This is a genomic window from Kitasatospora misakiensis (assembly GCF_042656005.1).
Classification (GTDB): Bacteria; Actinomycetota; Actinomycetes; order Streptomycetales; family Streptomycetaceae; genus Kitasatospora; species Kitasatospora misakiensis.
Genome location: NZ_JBHSOF010000022.1, coordinates 21447 through 37632 on the forward strand (window position 1 = coordinate 21447; position 16186 = coordinate 37632).

Below are 16186 nucleotides of genomic sequence, written 5' to 3' on the forward strand. Positions count from 1 at the left end.
CGCCCCGCTCGGGCCGCTACTCCCGCAGCTCGGGATCAGCAGGGCCGGTCGGTGGTCGGCCGGTCGGTGTGGGCGGCCCGCCGTGCCAGGGCAGCACCTCGTGGCCGGGTGGTGGGATCGGCCCGTCCGGAATCAGGACCTCGGCCACCTCGTCCAGAGGGACGACGGTCAGTGCGACGTCCGCGTCGTGGACGAGCGCTCCGAGCTCGTCCGCGACCCGCCGGTAGGCCGCGGTGTCGCCGACGGTGTGCAGCCGGGCGAGGACGTCGGTCAGCTGCCGCACCCGCTCGGCGCGTTCCTCTCCGATCCGCCGCCACAGGTCCGGCGGCAGCAGGACCTTGGACTTGGCGAACCGGTGCCCGATCTCCACGTACGTTCGGATGCAGGCGTCGCGCGTGTCGTAGAACTCCTGGGGATACCGGTACTCGCGGCCGTTGAACTCGATCCACGTGCGATCACCTGCCGTGCCGAACGACGTCGACACCGTCGCCGCGACGTCCAGCTGGTAAGTCTCGTCCTCCGGACGGTTGGTCAGGCGCAGCCGCGCCCCGGCGGGAAGCACCTCGATCTCGTAGGAGACGACGACCGTGCGGCTGGCCTCCTGCGGGTCGAGCCGGGGATTCGCCACCTGTACCCGCTTCCGCAGGGACAACTGCCCCGACGTTCCCGTGAGCCTCCTGCCGTCGACCCTCCAAGTCACGGTCACCGGCACGCCGCCGGGCGGGTAGCCCGCCTCGACCACGGCTTGCTGTTCCCTCGCCAGCTCGCGGTATTCCCAGGTCCCCCGGACGCACAGTTTCTCCCCCGGCACCCAGGTGGTCGTGCCCGTACCGATTTCCTCCTCGCGCGAGGTCGTCGTGCGGTCCGTGAAGGCGATCGCCACCGGGTGAGCCTTCCCCGGGCGGAGGCGGATCGTCAGCGTATGGTCGTTGGCGGACCGGCCGATCACTTCCATACCGAAGCCCGGCCCGTTGTAGACGCTGTTCCACGATCCGAAGGTGATCGGCAGGCGGCGCAGCGCCAGGAAGGTCGTCGCGAAGGTGTCGGGGTAGTGGGCGTCGCCGGTGCTGCCGCGGCCTTGGGCGACGATCAGTGCCGGTGACGCTTGGCCCTGGTCCCAGTCGGCGTCCTCCCGGTACTCGATGACGTAGTTCGTTCCGTCGGCGGCCAGCACCTCGACGGCCTGCGGTGCCAGGCGGGGGGCACGGCCGAGCCAGTGTCTGCTGCGGAGGGTGAACTCGGCGGGGCCGCCGGCGGCGGCCAGGTCGTAGGTGTCGGCGTGGATCCAGCCGCGGCCCCGTGCGGTCGTGGCGTTGAGGCTCGGGCCGAGTCCGGAGTACTCGGGGCGGCCGTCCCGCGGCGTGGCCGGGAAGTACGGGCCGCCGATGCCGCCGTAGGCCATCGCGCTCATGACGCAGTACGGGTGTGCGTAGCCTCCGTAGTCCTCCCCGGAGTCCTTGAAAGCCGGGTCGCCGAAGGAGTGCGGCAGGCCGAGGGTATGGCCCAGTTCGTGTGCGAGGAAGTCGAACCGGTCGCCGGTCCGGGTCACGATCCCGTGGTGCCGGCGGTGGCGGGAGGTGGCCTGGGCCGATCCGCCGTCGGTCGGGTAGCCGTCCCGTACACCCAGTACCACCACGACGACGTCGAAGGGGGAGAAGTCGATGCCCCGGTCGTTCTCCATCGCTCGGATCACCCGGTCGAGCGTGGCCCGGCGTTTGGACAGGTCGGGTGCCGGATCGTCGGAGAGGGCCCAGTCGAAGACCTCTCCCGTGAACAGCATGTCGTTGTCCGTCTGCTTCAGCCAGTACGCCGTCTGTCCGTGGGTCGGGCTGAAGAAGTAGGAGACGTACCAGGGGGCGTTGCCGTGCAGGTTGAGCGGCTGTCCGGCGGGGAACGCGGCGAGTAGGACGGCGGTGCGGACGACAGGCACGATTGCTCTCCCTTGCGACGCTCGCGGTGAGCGCAACTGTCGCACGGGCGGGGCGGTGAGTTCGTGTCAAAACCCTCCGGAGTGTCGCCCGGGGCGGTCCGGCAGGTGCGGCGCAGCGTCGGACCACGGGCCGCTTCCGCCCCGCCGCGTCAACGTCCGTAGGATCGGCGCGGTGGAAATCTTGTCGATCGATGGGGTGGTTTCGTGAAAGTGTTCTCCTGCTCATCGATGATCTGACCGGAGAACAGTGTGACGATCCGCCGTACGACCCTGACCGCCGCCGTGTTGCTCGCCCTGACCGCCGTGGCGGCCTGCAACGATGGCGACGCGCAGTCCGCCCCGCCGCCCGCCAGTGCCTCGGCCACCGTGAGCGCGAGCGCGACCGCGAGCGTCACACCGACCGCGACCGCGGCGGTCCCCACGCCGACCGCAACCGTGACCGCGACGCCGACTGCCACGCCGACTCCGACCGTCACCGGCGCGCCGGTCGACGCCTCGGGCGCGTTCGATCCCGCGGTGGCGCTGGCCAACGCCGACCGGACGCCGTACGCCGCCACCGAGACCATGAAGACCACGGCGACGGCGGACGGCCAGGGGTCCGTGATCACCCAGACCGGCCGGGTCAACTTCAACACCCCGACCCGGGAGTGCCGGATCGAGACGAAGATGACGATCGGTGACGAGAGCGACGAGCCGACGCTCTGGATGGAGTCGATCAGCACCGGCAAGGCCACCTTCATGCGGAACAAGGCGAAGCCGGGCAGCGCCTGGAGCTCGTCCGACACCGACAGTGACGACGCCGCCCAGGCCGACGACCGCACCGTCTACGCCAAGGCCCTCGTCGAGGCCGGCCCCGCCGCCCGCAAGGGGATGGAGCAGAAGAACGGCGTCCCGGCCTACCACCTCGGCGCTCGCCTGACGGCCGCCCAGCTCAAGGCCATCGACCCCAAGGACTACAAGCGGATGGCCGACCAGGGCGTCACCGCGAAGGACTACGACGTCTGGATCGACCGGGCCGGCCGCGTCCTGGCCGAGAAGCAGTCCATGAAGGTGCCCAAGGGCGGCACGACCGTCACCTCCGTCATCACCGTCGCCTACACCGACTTCGGCCCCCGCGAGACCTTCACCGTGCCGACCGCCGCCGCCAGCTGACCGGCAACGCCCCCTGAGCCGCCCGCCCCGGGTCCGCCGTCCGGGAGCGGGCTCAGGCCGGCACCTCGCTACGCGGAGCCCGACATGTCCGCCAGCATCACGGCGACGAGCTCGCGGCGGCTTCGGACACCGAACTTGTCGAAGACGGCGGTCAGGTGTTCCTGCACGGTGTTGGCGGAGATGTGGAGTTCGTCGACCAGCTGGCGGGTGGAGTGTCCCCGGATGACCAGGGCCGCGACCCGGGTCTGGGCATCGGTGAGGCCATGGGCGCTGAGCAGGACCGCTCCGAGTTCCGACGGTCGGGCCGGTTCCACCACCACGCCGATCTGCGGGCCCAAACGGACGGTGTGCACGGCGAGCCACCGGCCCGAGCGCCCGCGGATGCGGACGGTCGAGGGCACCGGGCCGGCGGCGGCCGCGAGGACGCTGACCGGGAGCAGGGCCGCGTCCTGCCGGTCGCCGTCGGGGAAGTCGGTCAGCCACCGCTCGGCTTCGGGGCTCATGGACACGGTCCTGAGAGCGGAGTCGAGCAGGATGAGACCCACTCCGTGCGGGTCCGGGCCGGTGGTGGCCTTGGAAGGCGGTGGTGCGGTCATCGCCGTCCGCAGACCGGCCGCCAGCGCCGGGGCGATGCGTCGGACCAGGGCGAACTCCGTGTCGGTGAAGCCCGGGGAGGAGGCCTCCCGGTGCAGGCAGAGCACGCCCCAGCAGCGGTGCCCGGTGACCAGCGCGGCGCGCAGTTCGTCGCCGAGCCCGAGGGGGGCCATGATCTCGCGGTAGCGGGCACTGTCCGCCCGGTTGCCTTCGGTGGCCCGGTCCAAGGAGCCGACCGGATCAGCCGCCTGGGCGAGGCCGGCGAACTTGTTGACGTCCGCCCGCCCGAACTCGTTGTCGAGGAACTGCGCGGTCGCGGCACCCAGCGGGTCCTCGGCGGTCGCCGAGGTGAACAGCAGGGTCACCGGGTCGACGGTCGCGGAGAAGGCCGCCTCCGCCGGCACGACCCGGCGCAGCCGGTCAAGGATCTCCGTGCCCAGCGCGATGGTGTCCAGCCCGCCGCGGCACCGTCGTTCGATGTCGGCGAGTCGGCGTTCCACAGCCGCACCTGCACCTGCACCTGCCACGAACACGAGCCTACTCCCGACTACCCCTGGCCCGGCACGAGCCCGAGCTGACGCAGCAGTCCCAGCTCGTCGAGCCGGCCCCAGCGCTCGACGATGCGGCCCTCCCGGATCCGGAAGATGTTGATCCCCCGAAGCGTGACAGTACGGCCGGTGGCCGGCGCGCCGAAGATCTCGCCGAGCTGGGTGCCGCTGGCGCTGAAGTGTTCCACGACCATGTCGTCCTCGGCGACGAGGAAGTCGGGCGTGGAGTGCCAGTCGGGGAAGGCGGCGCGGAACAGGGCACCGGCCTTTCGCATGCCCTCGCGGCCAGTGTCGGAGCCGACGGGCGGGTCGTGGTTGAGGAAGTCCTCGGCGAGGTACTCGTCGACCGCTGCGAGGTCGCCCTTGGTGAACAGTGCGTCGATGAAGGCACGCACGATCTCTCGGTTGTCTGTGGTTCGGGTCTTCTCGATGGCGTCCATGGCCACAGTCTTCGACACCGGCCTGGCCCCTGGTACCCCAAAAAGCTGGGGTTTCTCACCCCGCACCCCCGCACCCGTACCCACATCCGCACCCGCGCATCCGCACCACGGCACGGATCTGGCGCGTGGCTCGACGCCGGCCGGCAGGCGGCGGGCAGCAGGCGCGGTCGGTCAGCTCGGCGCGGTGTGCGGTGAGGCAGGCGGTCCGGGCGGCGCGGATGGCATGTGGACGAGGCGCGCCCTCGTTGGAGGCCGCATCCGGCGCCGAGGGGAGCCAACTGCGGGGGCCGGTCCCTCGTATGCTCCGCCGGACTTGCCTCCTCGCCCCTGTGGGTCCGAGTCGGTGACGGGATCCCACAGGCCAGTCCTGTCTCACTCCGCCCTGATCGTCGTCCGGCTCCGAACCCGACAGCCAGGCTCCGGAGTTCGAGGGCCGCGAACCGGGAGTAGTTGAGTACGGGTACTCATGCCCGCAGGCTGCGGGGCGGGGCAGGATCGATGCCATGACGAGTCATCAGCGAAGCGGGGTGCGGCCGGCGGCGGGGCGAATCGTCGTCGGTGTGGTGCTGGTTGCCGCGCTGGTCTTCAGTGCTGTGAAGGCCGTCGATCTATGGAGGGGTGACCCGTTTCCGGTGGCCGATCCCGTCGCCGTCGCGCAGCGGCTGGACGCGCAGACGCAGGCGATCTACGACGCGCTGGAGTTGCCCGAGGCCCAGCTCGACCCGCAGTGGCCGGGGGAGGGGATCGAGGCCACGATCTACAACTGCCATCCGCGCGGACTGCGCAACCTCAACGACGTCCTGAGCGACTCTCCGCCGCACGAGCCCGGAACGGCCGACGTGCACGAGAGCTGGGCACTCGCTGGGGTCACGCCGGCCGCGGCCGTGGAAGCGATCGGCCGGGCCCGGCGGACGCTTGCCGCAGCCGGGTGGCAGGTCGTCTCCTATCGGGACGACGGCGTGGGGGAGGTCGCACTGCGGCTGCGGCCCCCGGCCACTGACGACAAGGTCGCCGTCAAAGCGGGGGTGTGGACCTACCCGTCCGGCCGCCTGGAGGTCTTCGCGGGCGCGGAGTGCCTGCGCTACCCGGATGGCACGGCCGTCGACGACGAGGGCAAGCCGGACGTCCCCGGCCGAGCTGATGCCCCGGCCCAGCTCCGTTCCCGACCCGCCCCGTAGTACGGGTCGGACGACCTCCCCGGGACCGCCGGGCGTCGGCAGCCTCGTCCATGTCGACACGCTCGCCGAAGGGGCGGCCTCCCCCGGGGCGGCCGCCCCGCCGTGGATGAGGCGCCGAGGCTCAGACGCGTCGTGAGACCGCCACGCCTGCCAGGCAGAACGCGCCGCCCGCCAGCGTCAGCAGCCCCGGCACCTCGCCCAGCAGCGCCCACGCCATCAGAACGACCAGCGCCGGCACCGAGTACGTCGTCGCGCCCATCCGTCCGGCCGTCGTCCGTGACAGCGCGTACGCCCAGGTCGTGAACGCCAAGGCGGTGGGGAAGAGCCCGAGGTAGACCATGTTCAGGGTCGCCGACACTGGTGCCGCCACCAGATCCGACACCAGCTCCGGGGCGAACGGCAGACACGTCACCGCCCCGATCAGGCACCCGAAGGTCGTCACCTGGAGCGGACTCGCGGTGCGCAGAGCCGGTTTCTGGCCCACCACCCCGGCCGCGTAAGCCGCCGCGGCGAGCAGGCACACCAGGATGCCGAGCACCGAACTGCCGCCGCCGCCCGACATGGACAGCCCCACCACCGCGGCCCCCGTCAGCGAGACCGCCATCCCCGCCAGCAGCTTGGCCGGGAATCCCTCGCCCAGCAGCAGGCCTCCCAGCAGCGCGATCAGCACCGGTCCGACGCCGATCAGCATCGCCGCGGTGCCCGCGTCGACCTGCCGCTCGGCCCAGTTCAGGGCGACCATGTAGAAGCCGAACCAGAGCACACCGGAGGCGATCGTCCCCGGCCAGGCCGAACGCGGCGGAATCCCCTCCCGCCGGTACGCCAGCAGTCCGAGCAGCGCGGCGGCCCCCACCACCAGGCGCCCCAGCGCCAGCGAACCCGGCCCGAAGTGCGCACCCGCACTGCGGATCGCCACGAACGCCGACGCCCACAGCACCACCGTCGTGCCGGCCGCCGCCAGCGTCCTGCCGTCGATCCTGGTGGCGCCCGCCGTCGTACCGGTTGTCGAAAGATCCATGCCGGCGAACCTATGCCCGCCGGCGTCCGGTCCGCACGGAATTACCGCGCGGCTGCCGCCCGGCCGGCGGGGTCTTCGGGCGGATCCTCCGCCGGTTACCCCTCAGTGAGGGGCCAGCACCAGAGGCTCCCGAAGATCGGCGGGAGGACACCGCCGGTCGGGCGGTGGGCGCCGCCCGAACCGGTGACTCTCCGTCCCCGAGGACTCGCCGCCCGCGATCGGTGCCGTCCCGTGTGCCGCCGCGCGGGATCGCGACCGGGTGTTGCCGTCGGCGCACGTGTGCTGTCCTGGAAGGACCAGGCAGGAGAGCAGCATGCGTACCGTCACCGTGGAGAAGCAGCCGCTGCGCACCGGGGTGCTGATGCCCGCGAGGGATCTGGCCCTCGCCTGGGGCCTGATCATGGTGATCGCGGCCCTGGCCTGGCTGTTCACGGTCGGGCAGGCCCGGGACATGGGGATCGAGCCCGGCACGATGGGGATGGCGCTGGCGCTGTTCCTGGTGCTGTGGCTGGCGATGATGGCCGCGATGATGCTGCCCTCGGTAGCCCCGGTGGCGGTGACCTGGGCCCGCGCCATCGGCCGACAGTCGAGCGGCGCCGAGCGGGCGGTCCGCACGACGGAGTTCCTCGGCGGCTACCTGCTGGTGTGGACGGCCTTCGGGCTGCTCGCGTACGGCGGGCTCGCGCTCACCGGCGACCTGGTCGAGCGCGATCCGGACGCCGGGAAGTGGATCGGCGCGGCGGCGTTCGCCCTGGCCGGGCTGTACCAGCTGGGCCCGCTGAAGTACGTGTGCCTGCGGCACTGCCGCAGCCCGATGGCGCAGCTGATGCACTACGCGGGCTACCGGCCGCCGCTGCGGGACCTGAGGGTCGGGCTGCACCACGGCGGGTACTGCCTGGGCTGCTGCTGGGCGCTGATGGTGGTGCTGGTGCCGCTCGGGGTGATGAACGTGGTGGCGATGGCGGGAATCGCGGTGGTGGTCTTCCTGGAGAAGCTATGGCGACGCGGGCCGCTGCTGGCCCAGGTCGCCGGGGTGGCGTTCCTGGTGCTCGCCGTGCTGGCGCCGTTCCAGAGCTGGCTGCTACCGGGGCTCACCCCGAGCGACATGATGTAGCGCTCACGGCCGGGAGATGCGGGCGCCGTGGAAGCCGGCGCCGGAGACATCGAACGGCACTGAAGGTCGACGGGTTCAGGCGGGGGAGTCGGCTCCGCTGACGACTGCGGCGGCGGTCAGCGCCACCAGGTTCTGGGTCCAGCAGTCCGACTGCTTGGTGGCGACGTCGGCACCGCAGGCTGCGCAGACAAGATTGGCGCCGTCCTGGCCGTCGAGTCCGCAGCAGCCGTTGCGGCGCCGGTGGTCCGGGTGCGGAGCCGTTCCCGGTACATCGTCGGGATTCAGGATGACGAGACCGGCGTCCTGGCTGATCGCATAGGTACCACGGCTCATCCGCGGAGGGGCGATCCCGTGACCGGACCGCTGGTCGGTGTCTCGCGAGGGCCGCGTTTTCTTGAGATCTCCGGTGAGCGGATGCCGGCAGTTCGCGCAGATGAAGAGTGTCACCGGGACATTCTGCCGGTCCAGGCGGCGCCGGCCCGGGGAATTCCTCCGAGGTATGGAAGTCGACCGGCATCGACGTCATGCCGGGGAGGCGGGTGCTCCGCCGGCGTTCGGTTCGGAGCGGTTGGATAGGTTGCGGTCATGGCAGGGACGAGTGATGAGAGCGTTAAGGTCACCTTCGAGCGATTGGCCCAGCGGGTCCGTGACGAGCTCGCCGCGGCCGGGCTGCCGCTGGTCACACCCGGTCTGTCGCCCGCGCTCGCCGTCGGCGCGGAGGTTCGCGCCGTCATGTGGAACCACCACTTTCACGGCGAGGACCCCGAAGTGGTCGTGAGCTGGAAGGTCAGCCCCCAGCTGCGGAGCAACGCCATGGCAGATGCGAGGCAGGGCCGAGGAGTTACCCCGGCGATCCGGCAGTTCGGCGAGGTCCAGATCGCGATGGCCGCCGCGATCATCGCGATCCTGTCGGCGGCAGGCTTCACCGTCCGGGACCACGACAACGACATGAGCCCGTTCGACGTGCAGGTTCTCGCGGGTCCCGAGCCCGGCGGTCAGCCCAGTTGGGCCTTCCCCGAAGAGCCCTGAGGAGGGCCCGGTGCCGCCCTGCCGGCTCGGGTCAGTGGCTGAAGCCTGGCCAGGGGGAGGTGACCGGCTGCAGGCTGTGGGCCTCGCTGCGGCGGATCGGCTGGGCCGAGCCCTGCTCGCCTTGGTGGTCCAGGATTGACGGCAGGGTGCTCTCGGCGAAGCGGCCCACCGTCTCGGCGTCGGCCAGGGCGGCCATGCGGTCGAGGGCGAGGCGGCCGCGGGCCTGCAGGTCCTCGCGTCCCTGGAGCAGACCGTTGAGGAGGTAGGACGCGCCGAGGCGGACGGTCAGCAGGCGCAGCAGCCGTGCCTCCGCCGGCTGCGGCGGGTGGCCGTAGCCCGTGAAGAAGGCGTCGTGCAGGTCGGTGCGCTCGGGCCAGAGGGCACCGTTCAGCCAGACGAACTCCTCGACGACGAGGCCGTACCTGGCCGCCTCGAAGTCGATCAGGGCGTGCCCGCCGGACTCGGCGTCGTACAACCAGTTCCGCGTCGCGTAGTCGCCGTGGAGGAAGACCAGCGGCAGCCGCTCGGCCAGGCCGGGGATCTCCGCGGCCGCGGCCTCGACCAGGGCGAGCACGTCGGGCGACAGGTGTCCGACGAGGCTCACCCGGCAGTCGGCCGCTTCCCGGGCGTACGCCTGCATCACGGACCGCACCGCGGCCCGGTCCTCTTCGGCGCCGGAGTCCGACCGGTCGTGCCAGTGCCGCAGCAGCCGGCCGGCGTCCTCGTGCAGGCGCAGCTCGACGTTGCGGTCCAGCGGCAGGCCGCGCACGACGCTGCCCGGCAGCGCCGTGGTGAGGATCGCGCGCAGGTCCGGGTCGCAGGCCAGCAGACGCGGGGCCTGTCGCCTGGTCAGGATCCGCCTAGTGTAGGCGTACCCGGCGACCTCCCGGCGGAAGGTGCGGTCGCTCGGGCTGACCTTGACGAAGGCCTCGCTCCCTCCGACACCCACTCGCCAGACCCGCGAGCTGGACCGCGGCCAGGAGAAGTCGTCGACCTGGTCCAGTGCGGGCAGGTGCCCGGCGACCCAGGAGCGCAGTTCGGGCGGGAGCGTGGCGTCGGTCATGAGGGTGGGCCTCCGAACGGGGTGAACGAACGTGCCGGGGGAGCATGTGGTCGTGGTGGCCCCGGGTCGGGTCCGCGCGCGGACGATGTCAGCGGACGACGTAGGCCGGCACTCCGGTGCGCACCGCATCCAGGACGGCGAGGGTCAGCTGTGCCCGCCGAGGCTCGACCGTCTTGGCCAGTTCGTCGCGGGTGAGGACGAGGACCTCTGTGTGTTCGGCCGGATCGAGGCGGATCTTCGCCACCTGTTCCGGGGACAGCGCGCCCCCGAAGAACGCGAATCCGATCTTGGTCGGCCAGCCATTGCGCGGTTGCTCGACGACGGTGGCCAGCAGGGGGAGCCGCTCCGGGTCGGGCTCCAGGAGGATGCCGGTCTCCTCGAAGCACTCGCGCACCGCGGTGTGCAGCGGGCTCGGGTCGGTGAACTCGACGTCTCCACCCGCCCACTGCAGTCCCTTGGCCGGGTCGGTGGCGCGCAGCAGGACGGCCGCACCGTCGCTGTCGGTGAAGAAGATCGAGCCCCACAACGGGGCGGCGGGGATGGTAGGCCAGCAGCGGCAGATGGCCGGGCAGGGCCGGCGGTGGCGCGGTGTGTCGGCGGATCAGCTCTGCTTCGTGGCCGGCGACCGGCTCCGGCAGGGCGGCGGGCGCCGTCCAGGCGAAGGCGTCGTGCTCGGAGGACAAGTGCACGGGCTCGGGGCGGTCGAGGTACGCGGCGATCGCGTACTCGCGCGTCAGGACGCCGTGGGCGTTGGTGTGGTCGTGGTGGTCGTGGTGGTCGTGGTGGTCGTGGTGGCCGAGGTACGCGGTGACGCGGGCGCCCGTGACGGCGCACTTCTCGTTCAGCTCGCGCACCGCGGTCGTGACAATGTCCGCGCCGAGCTCGGTGCCGCCACCGGGCAGCTCCCACCGCCCGGCCCGCAGGGCGCCGGGAGCGCGGCGCACCAGCAGCACCCGGCCGGCGGGGTCGGTCAGCAGGACGCTGACCGAGGTCCGCTCGATGCCGTCCGCCCGGGCCCGGGCCGGCAGGTCGTGCGGGGAGGTGCGGGCAGCGTCGGTCATGGGGCGCTCCAGATGAGAGGGACCGGGCCGGTCGGGGCAGGCGGTCGTCGTACGGGGCGACCGCGCACGGCAGCAGCCGCCCCTGCCGCCGTCGTAGACGACGAACCGGCCGTCACCGATCAGACTCCCGCAGAACCACACCTCGCGGACCTTCTCCCAACCGGGCGGCGTGGCAACGCCGGCGGAGTGGAGCATCACCAGGCCCAGCCGCGACAGCTCCGCAGCGTCCGCCGGCGCGACCCGGCGTACCGACCCTGCTCGCCGGGGAGGCGTGACAGGTAGGCGCGGGTGGCGTCGGTGATCGAGGCGTTGGCGGGCGGCAAGCGGTGCTCCTGGTCGGGCGGTGGTGGACGCGAGCGGTGTGGCTACAGCGGCCCCCGGCCAGATCCTGGCAGCACCCGAGCCTGCCGGGGGCAATGTCCGCATTCGTGTCATCACATCAGGGGAACTCTCCGGTTGGAACGGCGAGTTGGTGGACAGCGCCGGCTCGCTGGCACGAGAACCCGCATGACGGCGAGGCGGTTCCCGGGCGCGGCGGTACAGTCGGCGCCCAGGCTGGTCGAGCGCCTCCTCGCCGTCGACCGGGAGCAGAAGCGGACCGAGGCGGAGGTGAGCTCGGCGCTCACCGCGCTCGGCCATCTCGGGACTCGGCCGGCCGCAGGGCGCTACTTGGATTCGACTCGTCCCACCGGGTCGGGGCCGGTCGTCAGCGCCTCGCAAGCGGTCTGCCAGGTGGGGGCGCCGGGGTGGAGCTGGGTGTGGAGGTAGGCCGCGGTGAGCCGGGCGAGGGCGGCGACTCGCTCGGGATTCTCGTCGGTTGTCTCGGCCGCGTCGTATCCGGCGATCCCGCCGAGTCCGTGCTCCGCGTCGAACAGGGTGAGCAGGGTCTTGGGACCGGGGGCGAGGGTGTAGGGGTCGGCGTGCCAGTCCGGCCCCATATCTGTGAAGTGGCGGGAGTCGTCCTTGTCGCCGGCGACGACCAGCGCGGGTGCGGCCATGGTGGAGAAGTCGACGGCCCCGATGATCGGCCACTGCTCGGCCACGGGTCCGTTGAGGACGTCGCCGCCCCTGCCGGGCGCGGCGAGCAGCACGCCCGCCTTGATCCGGGGCTCGACGAGGTGCACCAGGTTTCCGGTATCGGGGTCGGTGAGCCCGGCGCCCAGCAGCAGGGCGGCGGTGAAGCCGCCGAGCGAGTGTCCGGCGAGGGCGACCTTGGTGCGGTCGATCCGTCCGGCGAGTTGTGGCACGGTCTGCTCGATCACGTCGAGCCGGTCGAGGATGTGCGTCATGTCCTCGGCGCGGGAGCGCCAGAAGTCGGGCGCGCCGGGGGCGTCGGCGACCAGGTGACTCAGTGTCCTGGAGGTGAGGTGCGTGGGCTGGAGGACGACGAATCCGTGTGCCGCCCAGAAGTCGGCGAGCGGTGCGTAGCCGTTGAGCGAGGAGAGGTTGTTCGAGGGGCCGTGGCCGTGGGACAGGAGGACGACGGGGAGGCCGGTTCCGGTCGCCGGTGCGGAGACGCGCACCTGGAGGTCCACGGGACGTCCGGGCACGGGCAGGACCACGGGGCTGAAGGACAGGACCGGGACGGGCGAGCCCAAGGCGTCGGCGGTGGTGGCGGTGGATGTGCTCACGATGGTGGTTCCTTTCGGGGTGCCTTCCGCTCCCCGTCTCCCTGCGACCTGCGACCGGGGGCGGAGAAGACAGTCAGGAGCATCCGGTTCGGATACTCCCTGAAGCGGAACGTTGCTCCACTTAATATCCGGAGCGGCGCTCCGCTTTGTCAAGCGGTGGCGGTGTCGGCGTCGAAGGAGAACGTGATGACCGAAAGCCCTGTGAGGGAGGTCCCGTCCCGAACCTGCTGGCCGCCGCCGACTCCCTTCTCGCGGCACTCCGTCAGTGGATCGACCTCTTCGTCGACTTCCTGGTCACCAAACCGCCTGCTGCCTGTCTGCGCCCAACTGCTCGACGTCGCGGTTGAGGCCGGCGACATCGGGGCCGGCACGCAGCCCTACGAGCTGACGCGCGGCGTCGGCAACCTCTGCATCGGACGCGACAACGATCCCCGCTACGACCCCCGACGCCTGATCGCGCTCCTCCTCCAGGGGCTTCAGCAACCGCAGACGTCTTGACACCGACGAGCGTGTCCCGCCGTGCGGCCGGGTGCTGTGGGGCGGACACGGGGACGACGTCGGCGCGCGGCAGCGGCGGCCTGTCCAACGTGTCCGCGTCGCAATCGCATCGGCGTGGCGGCCACTGAAGCTCCTGCCATCGCTGGTTCCCACGGCCCTCTGTCTGATGACGTGTTGTCATATGTATGATCCACGCGTGACCACCAAACCCCCGGGCTCCGCCGGACCGTTACGCAACTCCGGCGCGGACGGCGGGGGCTGGCCTGCACGAATCGCCTGGGGTGCCCTCGCGTTGCTGCTGGCCGCGTTCGCCGTCTTCGAGAGTCAGAAGTACGGCCTGCCGACCACAACCGCGGCGCTGGCGTTCTTCGTGCTGCCCGACCTGGCGCGGCTCGTCGGCATCCGCCCGCCCAGCATGCTCTACCGCACCGTGAACCGTGGGTGGGTCCCACTCGTGATCCTGGTCGGCTACTCCGTCGGGCCGGTCGTATGGCCACCGCTCTTCACCGCCGGCCTCGGCTGGCTCACCCGCATCGCCTTCGACCGGACACGCGGGCGCCGGCCCGCCTCCGCCTGACCGACCTTCCCGGTGGCTCCTGGTCGTGACACCTCCGACCAGGAGCTTCGCCGCTCCAGGGCAGACCGCGGCGGCAACTGGCAACTCCCCGCCGATCCGGCACCGATCAGAGCCGCGTGAAAACCCGCAGGGGCGGTAGGAGCCCCGCTGGCCGTGACGACCAGGACGCAGCGCCGGCCGGCCAGGCGAAACGGCAGGTCACCGAGCGGCGGGGTGCCCGACCGCCACAAGGTGTGGACCGGCCTCCCCCGTGGGGGTGAGCCGCTCCGTTCTCAGGGGGGATGTGTCGCTCCGGCGCTCTTCGTGATCATCGATTCCGCAGGGTGCGCCCACCGGATCGGGCGGCCGGAGAGGCCGTCCGCACCGACCGGGTGTCCGGATGAGGAGGATCCCCATGGCCGCAGGCTCAGTTCTGGCACGGCTGCACGGCCGGACAGCGGCGGGAGTGCCCCGGTGGGCGGTGCGGGTCGCCTACGCGATCTCGCTGACCGTGCTGCCCGCCGGGCTCTGGCGGGTTCTGAGCGTCGACCTCCGGATCCCGTTGATGGACGCCCCGGCCGACGGCAGCCCGCCGCCGGACTGGTTCGGCGGCGAGTGGTGGTACGTCCTCGGGCTGAGCGCGGTCAGTGAGGCCCTGGCGTTTCTGGCGGTCGGTCTGGTGTGTACGTGGGGCGAGGTGTGGCCCCGGTGGATCCCGTGGTTGCGCGGCCGCCGGGTGCCGATCCTTGCCGCGGTCGTCCCGGCCGGCCTCGGCGCGACGTTCAACACCCTGCTCTGGCCGTATTCGATGATCATGATCAGTCTCGGTCGTAGGGTCGACGGCGGCGTCGACCCCGGTGTGGGCACCCACGGTTGGCAGGTCTTCGTCTTCCACGCGGCGTACTGGCCGCTGGCCGCCTGGGGGCCGCTGCTCGGCACCTTGACCGTGCACTACTACCGCCGCCGCAAGGCCGCCGACCCGGTCGGCGTGTACGTGGCCGCAGCGACGTCGCCCACAGCGACGGTCAGTCAGTAGAACAGGGAACCACGTCGTCGGGCCGGACGCTCGGCGAGGCGGCCGCCCCCCCCGGGTCAGGGCTGGGTGAGTACGTGCATGCGGATCCTCAACGACGATGCCGGAGGGCCATAGAGTAGGGGCTCGGCCCGGTGCGATGGCCTTGGTCGCGCGACCGGTCCCCGGCCTCGGCGCCCCGTGTCCTGTTCCACGGCCCAGGTCCGCAGCAGGGCCACGGCCTCCTCCCGTGACAGCGGGCCGCGTTCGAGATGCAGATCCTGTAGATGGCGAGTGGCCGCACCGATCAGTGGGCCCGGAGGTATGCCGAGCAGTTCCATGATCGCCTTGCCGTTCAGAGTCACCGGAACGTCGGGGAGCCTCGTGTGCCTTTCGAGCTCTGCGGCGGCACGCGCTGTCCTCTTGTGCTCCTGATACCACTTGTCGTAGGTCGCCGCCCACCGAGCGGTCCGGCCGGCCAACTGCCAGCCGTCCATGTCCTGTTCCCGACCGAGCCCCACCTCCAGGAACAGGTTCTGGTGGTTCGCGTCTTCGGAACTGCTCGGAGCGACGTCGAGCAGGGCGAGCGCGGCGTTGATCGGCCGGCATTCCCGCAGGGTACTGAAGTTGATCGGGCGATGTCGGCGGTCATGGGCCGCAGGCCGTCCGTGACCGACGACTTGCCCACGCGGGGCTCGGTGCGCCCAGCGTGATCACAGGGCCGGATGTCCGACCCAGGGTGTATGAAGGGACGGTCGGTGCCGGACGATTGAAGGAGACCACCGATGGATGACGAGGAGAGTCTGCGCCGCTTCGGGCTGCGCCCCTCCCGCACGCACCTCGACGAGATCCGCGGACTGCTCAGCGAGCACACGGAGCGCGAGCGGCGCGCTCAGGGCGAAGGCGACACCGAACTGATGTAGCCCTGCTGCGTGCAACTGTTCAACAGCGGTGACCTCGACGACGCCCTCCTCGTCTGGAATGCGAAGGAAGCCGGCTTCGACGCAGCGTGCTCGATCGACAGCACCACCCGTCGATGATCCCTACCGAGCGCAACCTGTCAGTTTCCGGTGAGGTGCTGCTGGACGCACTGCTTGTACTGCTGGAAGGAGTCGGGCCGGTAGCACTCCTGGGTCTGGTTGGCGTACCAGACGAAGAAGACGGCGACCAGGACGGACACCACGATCGCGAGGGCGGACGTCACCACGCCGGTGATGGCCCTGCCCCGGCCGACGCCGGTCCGCCTGGCCGTCACCAGGGCGCCGATGCCCAGGGCCAGGCCGATGACGCCGAGCAGGCCGCCGACGAACACGATCGACGTGCTCAAGCCGAGGACGCCGAGTACCACGGCGGCGCCGGCCG

General features: G+C 71.5%; 17 protein-coding genes and 2 pseudogenes. 8 read left to right on the top strand and 11 right to left on the bottom strand.

The genetic code is table 11. From position 1 onward, the window contains the following. Positions 1–16: 16 nt before the first annotated feature. A complete protein-coding gene (locus ACFP3U_RS18340; RefSeq protein ID WP_380226627.1) occupies positions 17–1930 on the bottom strand; it encodes a zinc metalloprotease in 1914 nt (637 codons plus the stop codon). 249 nt (positions 1931–2179) lie between these two features. On the opposite strand from ACFP3U_RS18340, the gene ACFP3U_RS18345 reads away from it, so the two are divergent. Next, positions 2180–3082 carry a hypothetical protein gene (locus ACFP3U_RS18345; protein WP_380226628.1) on the top strand — a complete coding sequence of 301 codons (903 nt, stop codon included), beginning with the start codon at positions 2180–2182 and terminating at the stop codon, positions 3080–3082. A gap of 68 nt (positions 3083–3150) precedes the next feature. On the opposite strand, the gene ACFP3U_RS18350 is transcribed toward ACFP3U_RS18345, so the two are convergent. Together ACFP3U_RS18350 and ACFP3U_RS18355 are read right to left on the bottom strand one after the other, a co-directional pair. Then, positions 3151–4176: a LuxR C-terminal-related transcriptional regulator gene (locus tag ACFP3U_RS18350; protein ID WP_380226629.1), complete on the bottom strand. Its 1026-nt coding sequence runs from the start codon at positions 4174–4176 to the stop codon at positions 3151–3153. Between the two features lie 47 nt (positions 4177–4223). Further along, on the bottom strand, positions 4224–4664 hold the full coding sequence (locus ACFP3U_RS18355) for an ester cyclase (RefSeq protein WP_380226630.1): 441 nt from the start codon (positions 4662–4664) through the stop codon (positions 4224–4226). A gap of 503 nt (positions 4665–5167) precedes the next feature. Between ACFP3U_RS18355 and ACFP3U_RS18360 the strand changes: the two genes are divergently transcribed. Continuing rightward, positions 5168–5842 carry a hypothetical protein gene (locus ACFP3U_RS18360; RefSeq protein ID WP_380226631.1) on the top strand — a complete coding sequence of 225 codons (675 nt, stop codon included), beginning with the start codon at positions 5168–5170 and terminating at the stop codon, positions 5840–5842. Between the two features lie 121 nt (positions 5843–5963). On the opposite strand, the gene ACFP3U_RS18365 is transcribed toward ACFP3U_RS18360, so the two are convergent. Continuing rightward, positions 5964–6860, bottom strand: coding sequence for a DMT family transporter (locus ACFP3U_RS18365; RefSeq protein ID WP_380226632.1), 897 nt, complete (start codon positions 6858–6860; stop codon positions 5964–5966). Between the two features lie 313 nt (positions 6861–7173). Here ACFP3U_RS18365 and ACFP3U_RS18370 point away from each other — a divergent pair, with 313 nt between their 5' ends. Beyond that, positions 7174–7974: a DUF2182 domain-containing protein gene (locus tag ACFP3U_RS18370; RefSeq protein ID WP_380226633.1), complete on the top strand. Its 801-nt coding sequence runs from the start codon at positions 7174–7176 to the stop codon at positions 7972–7974. Between the two features lie 75 nt (positions 7975–8049). Here the strand turns inward: ACFP3U_RS18370 and ACFP3U_RS18375 are convergent, their stop codons facing one another. Next, the gene (locus ACFP3U_RS18375) at positions 8050–8421 is read right to left on the bottom strand and encodes a hypothetical protein (protein WP_380226634.1); all 372 of its coding nucleotides are present in this window, start codon (positions 8419–8421) and stop codon (positions 8050–8052) included. Positions 8422–8559: 138 nt separating this feature from the next. Here ACFP3U_RS18375 and ACFP3U_RS18380 point away from each other — a divergent pair, with 138 nt between their 5' ends. Then, the gene (locus tag ACFP3U_RS18380) at positions 8560–9003 is read left to right on the top strand and encodes a hypothetical protein (protein WP_380226635.1); all 444 of its coding nucleotides are present in this window, start codon (positions 8560–8562) and stop codon (positions 9001–9003) included. A 31-nt stretch (positions 9004–9034) separates the two neighbouring features. Here ACFP3U_RS18380 and ACFP3U_RS18385 read toward each other — a convergent pair whose 3' ends face one another. The 5 genes and pseudogenes from ACFP3U_RS18385 to ACFP3U_RS18405 form a co-directional block, all read right to left on the bottom strand. Further along, positions 9035–10066, bottom strand: coding sequence for an aminoglycoside phosphotransferase family protein (locus ACFP3U_RS18385; protein WP_380226636.1), 1032 nt, complete (start codon positions 10064–10066; stop codon positions 9035–9037). A gap of 88 nt (positions 10067–10154) precedes the next feature. Then, positions 10155–10592, bottom strand: a complete 438-nt coding sequence (locus tag ACFP3U_RS18390; protein WP_380226637.1) for an NUDIX domain-containing protein — start codon at positions 10590–10592, stop codon at positions 10155–10157. Positions 10593–10674: 82 nt separating this feature from the next. Then, positions 10675–11322: pseudogene (locus tag ACFP3U_RS18395) on the bottom strand (NUDIX hydrolase); the annotation flags it as partial. Next, positions 11322–11450 (bottom strand): hypothetical protein, encoded by a 129-nt coding sequence (locus ACFP3U_RS18400; RefSeq protein WP_380226638.1) that lies wholly within the window; start codon positions 11448–11450, stop codon positions 11322–11324. The gene ACFP3U_RS18400 and the pseudogene ACFP3U_RS18395, both read right to left, overlap by 1 nt. 342 nt (positions 11451–11792) lie before the next feature. Further along, positions 11793–12758 (bottom strand): alpha/beta hydrolase family protein, encoded by a 966-nt coding sequence (locus tag ACFP3U_RS18405; RefSeq protein WP_380226639.1) that lies wholly within the window; start codon positions 12756–12758, stop codon positions 11793–11795. Positions 12759–12976: 218 nt separating this feature from the next. Here ACFP3U_RS18405 and ACFP3U_RS18410 point away from each other — a divergent pair. From ACFP3U_RS18410 to ACFP3U_RS18425, 4 genes and pseudogenes are all read left to right on the top strand, one after another. Next, positions 12977–13256 (top strand): annotated as a pseudogene (locus ACFP3U_RS18410) (TetR family transcriptional regulator); the annotation flags it as partial. Positions 13257–13452: 196 nt separating this feature from the next. Beyond that, positions 13453–13833 (top strand): DUF4260 domain-containing protein, encoded by a 381-nt coding sequence (locus ACFP3U_RS18415; RefSeq protein WP_380226640.1) that lies wholly within the window; start codon positions 13453–13455, stop codon positions 13831–13833. Between the two features lie 394 nt (positions 13834–14227). Then, entirely contained in the window at positions 14228–14848 is a 621-nt protein-coding gene (locus tag ACFP3U_RS18420; RefSeq protein WP_380226641.1) for a hypothetical protein, read from the top strand. Between the two features lie 761 nt (positions 14849–15609). Beyond that, positions 15610–15747: a hypothetical protein gene (locus ACFP3U_RS18425; protein WP_380226642.1), complete on the top strand. Its 138-nt coding sequence runs from the start codon at positions 15610–15612 to the stop codon at positions 15745–15747. Between the two features lie 137 nt (positions 15748–15884). On the opposite strand, the gene ACFP3U_RS18430 is transcribed toward ACFP3U_RS18425, so the two are convergent. Beyond that, complete coding sequence (locus ACFP3U_RS18430; protein WP_380226643.1) at positions 15885–16151, bottom strand: DUF4190 domain-containing protein; 267 nt, start codon at positions 16149–16151, stop codon at positions 15885–15887. Positions 16152–16186: the final 35 nt, after the last annotated feature.